Source organism: Curtobacterium sp. NPDC090217 (genome assembly GCF_044746705.1).
Lineage (GTDB): Bacteria > Actinomycetota > Actinomycetes > Actinomycetales > Microbacteriaceae > Curtobacterium.
The window spans coordinates 328,563-342,006 of the sequence record NZ_JBIVCR010000001.1; the positions used below are offsets into that span (position 1 = coordinate 328,563).

Sequence of the window (13,444 nt, forward strand, 5' to 3'; positions counted from 1 at the left end):
CGCCCCCGCCTGTGGAGAGCACGCTCGGAAGAGCGTCACTCCCCCTTGGACTTCGCGACGATCTCCTCGGCGACGTTGGACGGGACCTGGTTGTAGGTCTCGAACGTCATCGAGTAGACGGCACGACCGGAGGTCTTCGAACGAAGGTCCCCGACGTAGCCGAACATCTCGGACAGCGGCACGCTCGCGCGGACCACCTTGACGCCGGAAGCGTCCTCCATCGCGGCGATGTTGCCACGACGCGAGCTCAGGTCACCGATGACGTCGCCCATGTACTCCTCGGGCGTACGGACCTCGACGGCCATGATCGGCTCGAGGATGACGGGACCGGCCTTGCGAGCCGCTTCCTTGTAGGCCATCGAGCCGGCGATCTTGAACGCCATCTCGGACGAGTCGACGTCGTGCGCCTGGCCGTCCTTGAGGATGGCCTTCACACCGACGGTCGGGTACCCGGCGAGGATACCGACCTGCATGGCGTCCTGGATACCGGCGTCGACCGACGGGATGTACTCACGAGGCACGCGACCACCGGTGACGGCGTTCTCGAACTCGTAGACCTTCTCCGCCGTGACCTCCATCGGCTCGAGCGCGATCTGCACCTTCGCGAACTGACCGGAGCCACCGGTCTGCTTCTTGTGGGTGTAGTCGTAGCGCTCGACGGTCTTGGTGAGGGTCTCGCGGTAGGCCACCTGGGGCTTGCCGACGTTCGCCTCGACCTTGAACTCGCGCTTCATGCGGTCGACCAGGATGTCGAGGTGGAGCTCGCCCATGCCCTTGATCGTCGTCTGACCGGTCTCGGCGTTGAGCTCGACGCGGAACGTCGGGTCCTCTTCGGCGAGCTTCTGGATGGCCGTGGAGAGCTTCTCCTGGTCAGCCTTGGTCTTCGGCTCGATCGCCACCTCGATGACGGGCTCCGGGAAGGTCATCGACTCGAGGACGACCTGGTCCTGCGGGTCGCACAGGGTGTCACCGGTGGTGGTGTCCTTCAGGCCGATGACCGCGTAGATGTGACCGGCGGTGACCGCGTCGACCGGGTTCTCCTTGTTGGAGTGCATCTGGAAGATCTTGCCGATGCGCTCCTTCTTGCCCTTGGTCGAGTTGATGACCTGTGCACCGGACTCGATGTGGCCGGAGTACACGCGGACGTAGGTGAGGCGACCGAAGAACGGGTGCACCGCGACCTTGAACGCGAGCGCCGAGAAGGGCTCGGAGGCATCCGGCTTGCGGATGATCTCCTTCTCCTCGTCCTTGACGTCGTGGCCGATCATCGGCGGGACGTCGAGCGGCGACGGCAGGTAGTCGATGACCGCGTCGAGCATCGGCTGGACGCCGCGGTTCTTGAACGCAGAACCGCAGAGCACCGGGTAGAGCTCGCTGTTGACGGTGAGCTTGCGGATCGCAGCCTTGATCTCGGCCACCGAGAAGTCGGTGTCGCCCTCGAGGTAGCGCTCCATGAGCTCGTCGTCCGCCTCGGCCACGCGCTCGATGAGCTTCTCGCGGTACTCGGCGGCGCGGTCGGCCAGGTCGGCCGGGATCTCTTCGATCTCGTACTTGGCGCCCATCTGGACGTCACCCTTGGCGTCGCCGCGCCAGGTGAGGGCACGCATCTCGACCAGGTCGACGACGCCCTCGAAGGAGGACTCCGCACCGATCGGGAGCTGCAGCACGAGGGGCTCGGCGCCGAGGCGCTTCACGATCGTGTCGACGGTGAAGTAGAAGTCCGCACCGAGCTTGTCCATCTTGTTGACGAAGCAGATGCGCGGGACGTTGTACTTGTCCGCCTGACGCCACACGGTCTCGGACTGGGGCTCGACGCCCTCCTTGCCGTCGAAGACGGCGACAGCACCGTCGAGGACGCGGAGCGAGCGCTCCACCTCGACCGTGAAGTCCACGTGACCGGGGGTGTCGATGATGTTGATCTGGTTGTTGTCCCAGAAGCAGGTCGTCGCGGCCGACGTGATCGTGATGCCGCGTTCCTGCTCCTGCGCCATCCAGTCCATCGTGGCGGCGCCGTCGTGGACCTCACCGATCTTGTGCGTGATGCCCGTGTAGAACAGGATGCGCTCGGTGGTCGTGGTCTTGCCGGCGTCGATGTGCGCCATGATGCCGATGTTGCGGACCTTGTTCAGGTCGGTGAGCACGTCCTGTGCCACAGGGTTCCTCCGGAAGAGTTGTAGGAGATGGTGGTCGGCCGGGCGCCGTGGGTCTTGCCCTGACGGCGCCCGAACCGATCAGCCAGGTACGCCGGGATTACCAGCGGTAGTGCGCGAAGGCCTTGTTCGACTCGGCCATCTTGTGGGTGTCCTCGCGACGCTTGACAGCGGCGCCGAGACCGTTCGACGCGTCGAGGATCTCGTTCATGAGACGCTCGGTCATCGTCTTCTCGCGGCGAGCCTTGGCGTACGAGGTCAGCCAGCGCAGGGCCAGCGTGTTCGCACGGTGCGGCTTGACCTCGACCGGGACCTGGTAGGTCGAGCCACCGACGCGGCGGCTACGGACCTCGAGGGTCGGACGGACGTTGTCGAGCGCCTTCTTCAGCGTGACGACGGCGTCCTGGCCGTTCTTCGACGAGACACCTTCGAGTGCGTCGTAGACGATGCGCTCGGCGAGGCCCTTCTTGCCGTCGAGGAGGATCTTGTTGACGAGCTGGCTGACGATCGGTGCGCCGTAGACGGGGTCTGCGACGACGGGACGCTTGGGGGCGGGACCCTTACGAGGCATCTAACTCAACCCTTCTTCGCGCCGTAGCGGCTACGCGCCTGCTTACGGTTCTTGACGGCCTGGGTGTCCAGTGCGCCACGGATGATCTTGTAGCGGACACCCGGGAGGTCCTTCACACGACCGCCGCGGACGAGCACCATCGAGTGCTCCTGCAGGTTGTGGCCCTCACCGGGGATGTAGGCCGTGACCTCGGTACCGTTCGAGAGCTTCACACGAGCGACCTTGCGCAGTGCCGAGTTCGGCTTCTTCGGGGTGGTGGTGTAGACGCGGGTGCACACACCACGCTGCTGGGGGTTCGCCTTGAGGGCCGGTGCCTTGGTCTTGACGACCTTGGGCGTACGACCCTTGCGAACCAGCTGCTGAATAGTAGGCAACTGTTCTCCTGGTTCTTCGCTCGTGTTCTCTGGCCGACGTGGTCCGTCGGCATCCTCGCCCACGCGAACGGCCGCCTGTCAGGCGGACGTGGTCAGGGGGCGGACTGTCCGGATCAGGTCGTCGACCTGCCGAACTTTTCGGGCGCGCCCGAGGGCGCACACCCGGAAGAGCCTACCTGCGTACCCTCGCGAAATCAATCCGGGCGCGTCGTCCTGGAGGCCCGTGGAATCGGCCGTCGGCGAACGCACGTCCGCCGGCCGGTCGCGCCGGGCGCGGGGCGCGCCCTGGAGCCCGCCACGTGCTCAGGCGTGCTGCCGTCGCGGAGGCGGGTCGGGCCTCCCGTCCGGGACGGAGGCGACCACCAGCGATCAGGAGCCGGTGTCCGACGAGCCGTTGCCGATCGACGACTCGAACGTCGCGCCCGCGTCGGTGAAGCCCGTGATGTAGCCGGAGGCGTTCACGTTGATCGGACCGGCCGTCGCCGTGCCGGAGCCAGCCGGCCCCGTGAAGTTCGCCGTGAACGTCGCCGAGCCGTACGACGACGTGGTGACCATCCAGCCATCCGCGAGCCAGCCGTCCACCTGCACGGTCGGGCGGGCGTCGAGCGTCCACTTCTGGTCGGTGTAGGTGTTCGCCGGGTTCTCGCCGTACGCGTAGAAGCTGCAGCCGTCCGGGGTGGTCGACGTCGAGGCGATGCAGCCGTCCACCCAGGCGTTCACGGCATCCGTCGCAGCCGCTCTGCCGTCGTCGGTGAGCGTCGTCGTGATCGAGACCGGCGCCGACTCCGCCGCGGCGAACCCGCGGACGTCCGCCGTCGTGGTGTCGGCCGTGAACCACTTGCCGCCGTCGACCGCGACGTCGTACGAACCCGGGAGCGCACGCAGGGTGAGCCCGCCGGTCTTGTCCGTGGTCACCTTCTGGCCGGCGACCGCGACCGTGGTGCCCGCCGGGGCCTGCACGACGACGTCCACCGATCCGAGGTCGGGGGCCTGGAGCTCCCACTTCGGGAACACGCCCCAGTCGGTGCCGGTCTTGTCGAGGGTGAACGTGGCGGCGACCTGGCGTCCGCTCTGCGTCAGGTACGCGCCCACCGTCGCGGTGTCTCCGTCGGTCTTCGTGGCGGCGATGCGGTACCCCGTGACGCGCGACTTCGCCTTGGCGTACGCGGCGTCGGTCAGCAGGACGTCGTCCTTCGCGTGCTCGATGCCGGCGTCGGTCAGGGCCGCGTCGACCTTGCCGGACCGGAGGTCGTCGAGGAACGCCTCGACCTGGCGTTCCGGTGCGTGGCTGTTCGAGCCGACCGAGTAGCCGACCCCGCCCGCGACGGCCAACAGCACCACGGCCGCTCCGCCCGCGATGATGCCGATGAGTGCCCCGCGGCGCATCCGCTTGCGCGGCCGCGGTGCCGGCGCTGCTGCAGCACCCGTCGGCGCCGGCGCTTCGCGCGTGGCCGGCGCCGGCGCCTCGCGCGTGCCGCTGATGTCCGCGACCCGTGGGACGGATCCCCATCCGTCCTGCGGTGCGGTGTCGTCCGTGCTCATCGGTCCCCCGTGGTCTCGCTGCCGCGCTGTTCCGGCGGCACCGATATCCTACCGGCGACCGCCGTCAGTTCGACTGCTTGGTCTGGTGCCTGGCCATCGCGATCCCGCCGATCACGCAGAGCAGCGCGATCACGACCGAGCCGACCACGAACGGGCCGAGGGCGTAGCCCGCCGGGAACACCAGGAGCTCGGTGACGTCCTGGCGGATCAGCGCGTAGCCGACCGATCCGACGCCGAGCATCACGAGGTAGCTCGTCGCGGCTGCGACCAGGCCCGTGACGCCGGGGTTGCCGTCCGGGATGCCGAACGCCGTCGCGAGGAACACCACCACCGCGCCGCCGAGGACCATCGCCGGGCCGAGGTACGGCGTCGCGTCGGTCTGGGAGATGATCGCGATGTCGGCGAGGAGGGACTCGAACCCGCTCACGGCGATGACGAGCGCGATGAAGAGGATCGACGTCATCGTCGCCACCAACCACCGGGACATGGACCGATGGTAGCGCCGGTGGCCTCGTGGGTCTCCGTCGTGGCGGGCCGGGTGGCGGTCGTGGCGGGATCCCGCACCGAACCGTTGCGTGGTTCGGTGAGGTCAGCTCGCGGGCTGCTCCTGCTGCTCGCGGTCGTGCTGCTCGTTGCGCTCGGCGCGGCGCTGCTCTTGCGCGGCGTTCACGAGGGCGATGGCGATCGCTGCGGTGATGACCGGGACGCTCTCGGTCATGGGGGCGGCGGGGGCAGTGGTGATCGCGGTGGTCGCCTGCTCGGCCGACTCGGCCATGTCGGCCACGTCGGCCACGTCGGCCACGTCGGCCACGTCGGTCTGGAGGCTCGGGGGTGCGTCCGCCGTGTCGGTCACGTCCGGCTCGTGGTGCCGGACGGCGGGGCCGATGACGGGCAGCACCGCGGTCGTTGCCGCTGGCTCCGTCGAGAGCTCGTGGTGCGTCTCGAGACCGGCCCGCTTCGCCGTGCGACGCGCTCTGGCCATGCGGACCAGGACGACGACCGCGACGACGGCCCAGATGCCGTTCACGATGGTCGACGGGACGGCGTGGTGGGCGGCGACGTTGACCGCCACCGCGAGTCCGCCGACGAGGTTGAACAGCTGGTAGACCGGGCCGTTCGGGAGCTTGCCAGTCGAGAACAAGATGTAACCAGCAAGGACGGTTACAGCTCCGAACCATCCGAGGAATTCCACGATTCCAGACAACACGCGCGACTCCGGGCACGACGAGGAACGGCCGATTCAAGCCGACCGTCCGAGGGGGTGTGACGAGCCGCAGAACGCGGCATCGGGAGCATCGTACGCACAGCGGGAGCCGCCACGGAAGAGGCTTCGGCGTGGCGGCTCCTCCCCCAGTTGGCGGGGGTGCTTGTCAGCCCTTCGCGGGGGTCGTTCCGGAGTCGGCGAGCACGTAGATCGTGCCGGTCAGCGACCACGACTGCGCCTCCATCGGCGGCTTCTCGTCCGTGCTCGTCGCAGCGATGCCGCTGACGAGGAACAACCGCGCCCCGCTCTGCGCCGCCTGCGTGAAGGCAAGCGCTTGATCGTACGAACCATCGACTGCGACGGTGACCGAGATCACGGAGAAGTTGGAGCTGGTGATCAGCGGATCGCTGTGCGGATCGGCCGCCTGCGGGGTAGCGGCAGCGGTCGGCGCCGCGGTGGACCCGGGTGCCGGTGTCGCACTCGCCGAAGCCGACGGAGAGGCCGTCGCGGTACCGGCCGCAGTGGTCGAGACGGGGACGTACTGTTCAGGGTCGCCGATCGTCACGCTCGTGATCGTCACGCCGGACGACGTGGCGAACCCGTTCAGCGACTCCACGAACGGGTCGGTGTCTGCAGTGGACGGGAGCGATGCCTGGAGCTTCGCGAGTTCCGCCTTCGTCGAGTCGAGGCTCTCGTTCGCTTTGGCAAGACGCTCCAGCTCCGTGCGGTTCCTGTCGTTGGTGGCGTCGATGGTCTCCTGTTGTGTCCCGTTGCTCGCCGCCTGTGCGAGCTGCGGCTGGACACCGAGGAACCAACCACCGGCGAGCACTGCCACGGTGACGACGAGTGCGATGACGAGGGAGAGACGGTTCTTGCTCATCGGTCTGCGTCCTTCGTGTACTTGCCGTCGTAGGCCTTGTCGTCGAGTTCGATGTCGATCACCGAGCTGTAGCGGGCCGTCTCCTTCTCGTACGAGATCGAGGAGATCGTGGACCCGACGTACCCGCGTAGCGACGAGAGCCTGCCATTCCAGTCCGAGACCGACGGGATCTCGGAAGACTTCACGGTGATAGAGACGGTGGCGACACGCGACTTCGAGAGCGCAGCGGTTGATTGCGAGAACGGTTCGACCGAGTCTGCAGAGGCGATGCGCATCGCACTGATCTCGACGCCGTCCGGGAGGACACTCTCGACCTCGGACAGCGTGTCGTGCCAATCGATCTCGGACGCGCCGCCGACGGCCTGCCCGGCCTGGAGCAGCTGCGTCTGCTGCTCCGCGGTCCGAACATCGGCGAAGCGCTGCTGCTGCGCGAGCAAGGTGGACGTCTCGGCTTGCGCGGAAGCGAGTCCTGCCGCCGTGCCCAACTGGTGCGCGACGGCAGCGCCCGTACCGAGCATGACGGCGGCTCCGGCGACCACCACGCCGAACCAAGCCCGGCGAGCGATGCCACGCTCTCGACGGTCGGCACGGACCTCTTGGGGCAGGAGGTCGACACGGGGCTCCAGGCCGACGGCCGCGGCGTTTTCCGAAGTGCGGTCACGATGCCCGCGGCGTTTCGAATCGTCCGCTTTCAGGGTGGGCGTCGGGCGAACTTCTGTGCTGGTCATGCTGCTTTGCCTCCTACCGCGAGCCCGTAGGCGACCGCGATCGTGTCGCCGTGGACGGCGATGTCTTCCTCACGGATCGAGCGGCCGACGCCGGCGGCCGCGAACGCGGAGCCGATCTCGACGGGCAGGTGCGTGTAGTCCGCAAGAGCTTCACGGAAGCCGATGAGACGCGACCCCCCGCCGACGAGCACGACACTCGCCACGGATTCGCCCGGACGCGTGTTCACGAAGTAGTTGATCGTGTTCCGGAGACTTGCCATGAGTTCGTTCACGGTGTCGAACGTCGCCGCAACCGCTCGGGCGTCGTCCGGTGTCTGTGCGACTCGGCCGATCCCCAGGTGACGCTTCACTGCTTCCGCCTGCTCGAACGAGATGTCGAGCCGCGCAGCCAACGCCTTCGTCACGTCGTTGCCGCCGGTCGGGATGATGCGGACGAACTGCGGGACGCCGTCGGTTGCGAGAACGACGCTCGTGGTGTCGGCTCCGAGTTGGACGAGCGCCGTCGTTCCCTTGCGCTGCTGCCGACCGACCACGACCCGCGTGAGGGCGAAGGGGATCAAGTCGACACCGACCGGGTTGAGCCCGGCGAGCTGGACGGCCTTCACGTTGGCGAGGACCGCGTCCTTGATCGCTGCGATCAGGAGACCGTGCAGCACCGGGCCGGACTCACTCACGCCTTCGGCCGTCGGGTAGAAGTCGAGGATGGCGTCGCCGACCGGGACCGGGAGCATGTCCTGGACCTGGAAGGGCAAGCTCTCACGGATCTGTGCGAGCGGAGCCCGCGGCACGGTCAGATCCCGCGAGAGGACGCGCTGGTTCCCCATTCCGAGCACGACGTCGCGGGAGCGGAACCTGCCGATCGACCAGAGCTGCTTGAGTGCGGCCGCGACGGTGTTCTGCTCGAGTACCTCGCCACGGCTCACCGCGCCCGCCGGGGTGGGGACCTCCGCAAACCGCACGACGGTAGGGCGAGGACGATCTGCGTCCGCTACCTCGACTGCACGGATCGATGACCCCGCGATGTCGAGGCCGACGATGCTCTTGCCCATGATGCTGCTTTCGTTGGTGGAGGTGGACAGTCGGGTCAGGCGACGCCGAGGATGGCGAGGTACGCACCCATGAGCCGGTCACCCAGGAGGATTCCGACCCAGGCGCCGACGAGCATCGACGGGCCGAACGGCAAGCCGCCGCGCCACCGCGCTCGACGGAAGATGATCAGACTGATCGCGACCGTACCTCCGACGACGAACGCCCCGAAAGCTCCCACTGCGAGGGGTCCCCATCCGAGGTACGCGAGGACGAGACCGAGCACGACGGCGAGCTTCACGTCGCCGAGCCCCATCCCACCCGGCACGGCGACGGCGAGCGCCAAGTACCCACCACCGAGGAGGACCGCACCCAGCAGCCCACGGGCGAGGGCACCCCAGTCACCTGTGAGCGCCGAGGCCACGGCGAACAGCACGAGGAGGACAACCGCCGATGGGTACACGATCGCGTTCGGGAGACGGTGGGTGTCGAGATCGATCAGGGCGAGCGCAACGCTGATCGCCATCAGGTACAGGAACGCGACGAGGAGCACCGCCCGGCCGACGGCATCGCGCGGAGCGATCGCCTCGAGCGGAGACAGCGCGATGAGCCCGACGACCGCGAAGAGGATGCCTGTGCCGAGCTCCACGATCGGGTACCGGGGCGAGATGGACACGTCGCAGTCGCGACAGCGCCCACCGAGGACGATCCACGACACCACCGGGATGTTGTCACGCCGTCGGATCGCGTGCCCACAATTCGGACACGCGCTCGCCGGAGCGACGACCGACAGACCGGCGGGCACCCGGTAGACCACGACGTTGAGGAACGACCCGGTGACCAGCCCGAAGGCGCCGGCGAGCACCGCCGTGAACATCGACGCGGTCATCGGCACACCCCTGCCGTGGTCTTCGCGCACGAACCGTCCACCTGGTACGCGGACTGCACCTCGATCTGCGTCGTCACTCCGTACGACGTCGAGACCGGTTGGAGGAACTTCGGTGGTGCGGTCGTCAGGAGTCGCTGGTCGTACACGTAGTTCTTCGAGAAACCGGTGCCGCCTGTGGTCGCCACCGGACCTCGCCAGTTCTGCGCGATCGATCCGACGACCTTCAGCACACCGAGCTGCGGACCGATGTCGTAGTTCTGGTTCCAGAACGTCCCGGCGTTGCTCGCGATCGCTGCGCTCACCGTGATGCCGGCGCCCCGTACCCGGTTGAGCAGTCCGACGCCCGCATTGTTGCAGCGCGAGTAGTCGGTCACGTACCCGGCCCACCAGGAGCCCGTCGTCGGGTACGAGGTGCACTTCGCAGGGTTGTAGATCTCGACGGCGTTCTGCCCGACGAGCCCGAGGATGTCGCTCGTGCCGTCGACGTAGGTGATGTCGCCGGTCACCCAGATCGTCCCCGACGAGGCGATGGTCATGGCTCCGGAGAACGCGCCACTGACGAAGACGTCTCCTGCCGTGCAGGAGTAGGTGTCCGACGCCGACCCGGTTTGGTAGGTGGATCCGGACCCCGAACTCCCGCCGTTGATCCACTCTCCGGACGCTGGGTACCCCTGGCCGTTGCTGAAGGTCTGGTTCCCTGCGGTGCTGGACGAGCCGTTGCCGCGCACGGTGACGGTGGTCGTGCAGTACGTGTTCGTGTACTTGGACGGGTAGCTTCCGGCGGCCCAGGTGTTCACGTTGTTCGCGGCGGACGGGATGTCTTGGACGTACATGAGGTTCGAAGGGAGGGTGGAGATCGTCGCACCTGCGGCGCTCTGGAGGTCTCCGACGGCACCGCACAGCGCCGCGGCCTTCGCCGTGTCGTTCGTTTCCGTCACCGCACCGGACACGCTGTCGACCTTGACCTGCGTCGCCTTCGACCACGGCGACCAGACCGTCATCTTGCCGTTCCCGAGGAAGCTGACCCGAGTCGGCCCTGTGTACAGGCAGCCGGGACGGGGAACGGTCGCCGGGATGTCGGTCCGCGTCTCCTGGGACATGTTGGAGTTCAGCGCTGGCAAGCCGAGGTACGGCACTGCACTCGCCGCACCTCCGTTGAACGTACCGTTGCACGTACCGCTCGACGCGCGGACCGAGGTGTCGTGCTGCTCGACCGCGCCGTTGAACGTCGTCGCGCACGCAGCGGTGAAGACGTCGTTCGTCCGGATCGGTCCGTTGAGGACGTCCGTACCCGCGAATTGGACCGCCTGGCACTTGTTGCTGACGCCTGACTGCCATTGGTAAGCGGTCGTGCATGAGCTGCCCGAGATCGCCGGGTTCGACGACTCGTAGTTCGTGAAGTACAGGTAGTTGATGAAGCCATCGCCCTTGAGGTTCGCGACGAGTGACCGGACACTGCCGCCGGACTTCCCGGTGACGCGCACGCGGAGGATGCCCTTGGACGAGTAGTTCGAGTTGTCGACCTCGTACCGGTACCACTGGTCCGACGACCCGACGACCGGCGCCCACGTCGAACCGCTGTTGGTGAACGCCGCGTTGTTGTCGTTGCCGGTGAACGTCGACCCGCTTGACTTGCTGAACTGTGCCGCCGCGTTGCCGTAGAGCGCGTAGCCGTTGTCGTTCGAGAGCTTGGCCTGGTAGTCCGCCAAGCCGGCGTACGCAGCGGTGATGGCGTTCTGGAAGTTCCTGTCGGCCGCCGACTTGATCGCGCCCGAGGTGGACACCGCCACCATCGTCGCGACCAGCAGCAGCATCACGGTGCCGAAGATGACCACGTTCGCGAGGACCATGCCGCGTTCGTCGCCGTGTTCTCTCCCGAGGCGTTCGCCGATCCACCGGATCATGGGGTCGCTCCGCTCGTCGTGCCGTACGCCACATTGAAGAGGTACAGGGTGTTCTGGATACGGGTGTTCCCGGATGCGCCGGCCGTGGTCGACCCGAGCTCGAGGTTGGTGCGCACGGCCCGGATCTTCCCGAGTTGTGCCGCCGCGAGCGAGCCGTCGGCTTGCGTCGGGAGGACGCCACCGTCGGCCCCGAGATAGGTGAACAACGGGTCACCCTCGACCGTCGGGGATGCGATGGGGCCACCGAGGACGGCTGACGTGTTCGGGGTCTGGGTCGGGGCCGGGAACGAGTAGAAACCTCCGGACGCCGTGCCGGCCCATTGGTCCTGGACGAGCTGCTTCGATGCGTTCAGCGAGTAGCGCACCTGGACCGGGTTGTCGGTGCTGCTGCCATCGAGGTTGATGTAGGCGTAGAACGTGAGCTGTGTGCCGCTCGCCTGTGTGACCGCCGATGCGTACGTCCCGTCCGACTTCGGCAAGAGGCTCGCAGCGTGGACGTACCTGGTGACGGAGTTCATCACGATCGACGCCGATCGGGCGTTCTGATCCGACGTCGTGTTCGTCGTACCGGCGCGGAGGGTCGCGGTGAAGAACCCACCGACCGCGACGAGGACGATCATCGAGATGCTCAGCGCGATGATCAGCTCGGACAGACTCACCCCGGACTGGTCGCGGTGGAACCGGGTCATCGAACGCATCATGATGTCTGCCCGCGCGGATCGAGGGTCAGCGTGTTGTCGTAGTTGATGACGACGAGGGCGGTCTTCTGGTTGACGTTGCCCGGTGTGACCGGCTTGACGTTCGACGCGTTCGACGCAATCTCGTTCTTGGTGGTTGAACCGAAACTCGTTCCGGAGTACAGCGTCCAGGTTCCGAACGGCAGGGCGATCGTCGCGGAGTCACCGGTGGTGACGGGGAACTTCATCGTCATGCCCGCGGAGCAACCAGGATCGCCTGCTCCGGGGTTCGCTGACGACACCGCTGTGATGTAGCGGTTCTTCACACCGTTGACCGTGGCCACGCCCATCATCACCGACGCGTTCGAGGGCGAGCCGGGACTGACGTTCACGGTCTGCGGGCTCACGCCGATTGCACCGGTCTGACTCGGCGTCGACCAGGACGACGGATTCGGGCTCAAGCAGCTCGTGCTGGCACTCGTGCTGTTCGAGTACGGACCGGCGTAAACGGTGTACCCGGAGGTGAACGGGAACACGGGGAGGTTGGGGGTCGACGCCGAGTTCACGACGAGCGAGCTGCTCGTGACGTCCCACGGCTTGATCGTGTCGAGGCCGCCAGCTGAACTGGAGAGCACCGTGACCATGTTCGTCGGGAGCGTCGCTCCGTAGGTCTGCGCGTACCGCAGCGTCAGCTGGCTCGCCTTGTCGTAGACGAACGGCACCGGTGAGCTTGCTCCAGCACTCACCGTGATCGGAGACTGGGTCGACGGCTGAGCCTGGTTGGTGTCGATCCCGCCGGAGACGTTCGCCGTCACGGAGTAGTCCCCCGGCACGACGTTCACGGCGTAGGAACAGCCCTGCGCGTCGGTCGGCAGCGGCGCGGTCGAGAGCGCTGCACCGCCGCTCACCGGAGTGATCGTCACCGAGACGCCCTGGAACGGGGCGCCCGATGCGTTGACGGCGGACACGATGACCGTCCCGTACCCCGGGTCGGTCACCGCGTCGCTTGGTGCGATCGCAGAGGTGACCGTTGTCGAGGACATCCCACTGCCCTGCTTGGGCCAGGACACGGTCTCGACCACGCTCTTGTACGCGAGCTTGCCGTTCGAGGTTCCGCACGCGCCGCTCGCGCCGTCGCTCTGCACCCACGTGACCGCGCGGTCGATCTGGTAGGTGACCCCACCGATCGTCTTCGTGTTGCTGGTACCGGCCTTGCTCACGACGTTGAAGATCCCGGCGGTCGACGCCGCAGCGGTCTGCCGCAGCATGTCGATGTCCTGCGACGCCAACGCGACCGCGGTCTCACGTCCTCGACTGCTCTGCGTGAGTTGGAGCGTGTTCGCGATCCCGTAGGCGATGCCCACGGACATCACGGCGAACACCATCATCGCGACCATGACCTCGATGATCGACAAGCCCGCGTCGCGGTCGGTCGGGTCGATCGGACGCAGGACGCGCTGCAGTCGTCGGAACATGGTCACCTCCTTCAGTCGGGGTGT

At 67.2% G+C, this 13,444-nt stretch carries 13 protein-coding genes; all 13 read right to left on the minus strand.

All coding sequences use genetic code 11. The features are described 5' to 3' along the window. Positions 1 to 35 precede the first annotated feature (35 nt). The 13 genes from fusA to ACIPJ2_RS01665 all read right to left on the minus strand — a co-directional run bounded on the left by fusA (position 36) and on the right by ACIPJ2_RS01665 (position 13,420). Positions 36 to 2,153: an elongation factor G gene (gene fusA, locus ACIPJ2_RS01605; protein WP_281266018.1), complete on the minus strand. Its 2,118-nt coding sequence runs from the start codon at positions 2,151 to 2,153 to the stop codon at positions 36 to 38. A gap of 97 nt (positions 2,154 to 2,250) precedes the next feature. After that, positions 2,251 to 2,721: a 30S ribosomal protein S7 gene (gene rpsG, locus ACIPJ2_RS01610; protein ID WP_144760634.1), complete on the minus strand. Its 471-nt coding sequence runs from the start codon at positions 2,719 to 2,721 to the stop codon at positions 2,251 to 2,253. A gap of 5 nt (positions 2,722 to 2,726) precedes the next feature. Then, the gene (rpsL, locus tag ACIPJ2_RS01615; RefSeq protein ID WP_058728453.1) at positions 2,727 to 3,095 is read right to left on the minus strand and encodes a 30S ribosomal protein S12; all 369 of its coding nucleotides are present in this window, start codon (positions 3,093 to 3,095) and stop codon (positions 2,727 to 2,729) included. 369 nt (positions 3,096 to 3,464) lie between these two features. After that, positions 3,465 to 4,637 (minus strand): hypothetical protein, encoded by a 1,173-nt coding sequence (locus ACIPJ2_RS01620; protein ID WP_402727259.1) that lies wholly within the window; start codon positions 4,635 to 4,637, stop codon positions 3,465 to 3,467. 64 nt (positions 4,638 to 4,701) lie between these two features. Then, positions 4,702 to 5,124: a DUF6121 family protein gene (locus ACIPJ2_RS01625; RefSeq protein ID WP_402727260.1), complete on the minus strand. Its 423-nt coding sequence runs from the start codon at positions 5,122 to 5,124 to the stop codon at positions 4,702 to 4,704. 102 nt (positions 5,125 to 5,226) lie between these two features. Continuing rightward, positions 5,227 to 5,778: a hypothetical protein gene (locus tag ACIPJ2_RS01630; RefSeq protein WP_402727261.1), complete on the minus strand. Its 552-nt coding sequence runs from the start codon at positions 5,776 to 5,778 to the stop codon at positions 5,227 to 5,229. A 229-nt stretch (positions 5,779 to 6,007) separates the two neighbouring features. Then, positions 6,008 to 6,721 carry a hypothetical protein gene (locus ACIPJ2_RS01635; RefSeq protein WP_402727262.1) on the minus strand — a complete coding sequence of 238 codons (714 nt, stop codon included), beginning with the start codon at positions 6,719 to 6,721 and terminating at the stop codon, positions 6,008 to 6,010. Continuing rightward, positions 6,718 to 7,263 (minus strand): hypothetical protein, encoded by a 546-nt coding sequence (locus tag ACIPJ2_RS01640; protein WP_402727263.1) that lies wholly within the window; start codon positions 7,261 to 7,263, stop codon positions 6,718 to 6,720. The genes ACIPJ2_RS01635 and ACIPJ2_RS01640 overlap by 4 nt, the downstream gene beginning before the upstream one ends. 182 nt (positions 7,264 to 7,445) lie before the next feature. Next, entirely contained in the window at positions 7,446 to 8,498 is a 1,053-nt protein-coding gene (gene pilM, locus ACIPJ2_RS01645; RefSeq protein WP_281266024.1) for a type IV pilus assembly protein PilM, read from the minus strand. Positions 8,499 to 8,533: 35 nt separating this feature from the next. Then, positions 8,534 to 9,364 (minus strand): prepilin peptidase, encoded by an 831-nt coding sequence (locus tag ACIPJ2_RS01650; protein WP_402727264.1) that lies wholly within the window; start codon positions 9,362 to 9,364, stop codon positions 8,534 to 8,536. Further along, on the minus strand, positions 9,361 to 11,268 hold the full coding sequence (locus ACIPJ2_RS01655) for a hypothetical protein (RefSeq protein ID WP_402727265.1): 1,908 nt from the start codon (positions 11,266 to 11,268) through the stop codon (positions 9,361 to 9,363). The genes ACIPJ2_RS01650 and ACIPJ2_RS01655 overlap by 4 nt, the downstream gene beginning before the upstream one ends. Next, positions 11,265 to 11,957: a type II secretion system protein J gene (locus ACIPJ2_RS01660; RefSeq protein WP_402727266.1), complete on the minus strand. Its 693-nt coding sequence runs from the start codon at positions 11,955 to 11,957 to the stop codon at positions 11,265 to 11,267. The genes ACIPJ2_RS01655 and ACIPJ2_RS01660 overlap by 4 nt, the downstream gene beginning before the upstream one ends. An 8-nt stretch (positions 11,958 to 11,965) precedes the next feature. Further along, positions 11,966 to 13,420: a prepilin-type N-terminal cleavage/methylation domain-containing protein gene (locus ACIPJ2_RS01665; RefSeq protein WP_281266028.1), complete on the minus strand. Its 1,455-nt coding sequence runs from the start codon at positions 13,418 to 13,420 to the stop codon at positions 11,966 to 11,968. Positions 13,421 to 13,444: the final 24 nt, after the last annotated feature.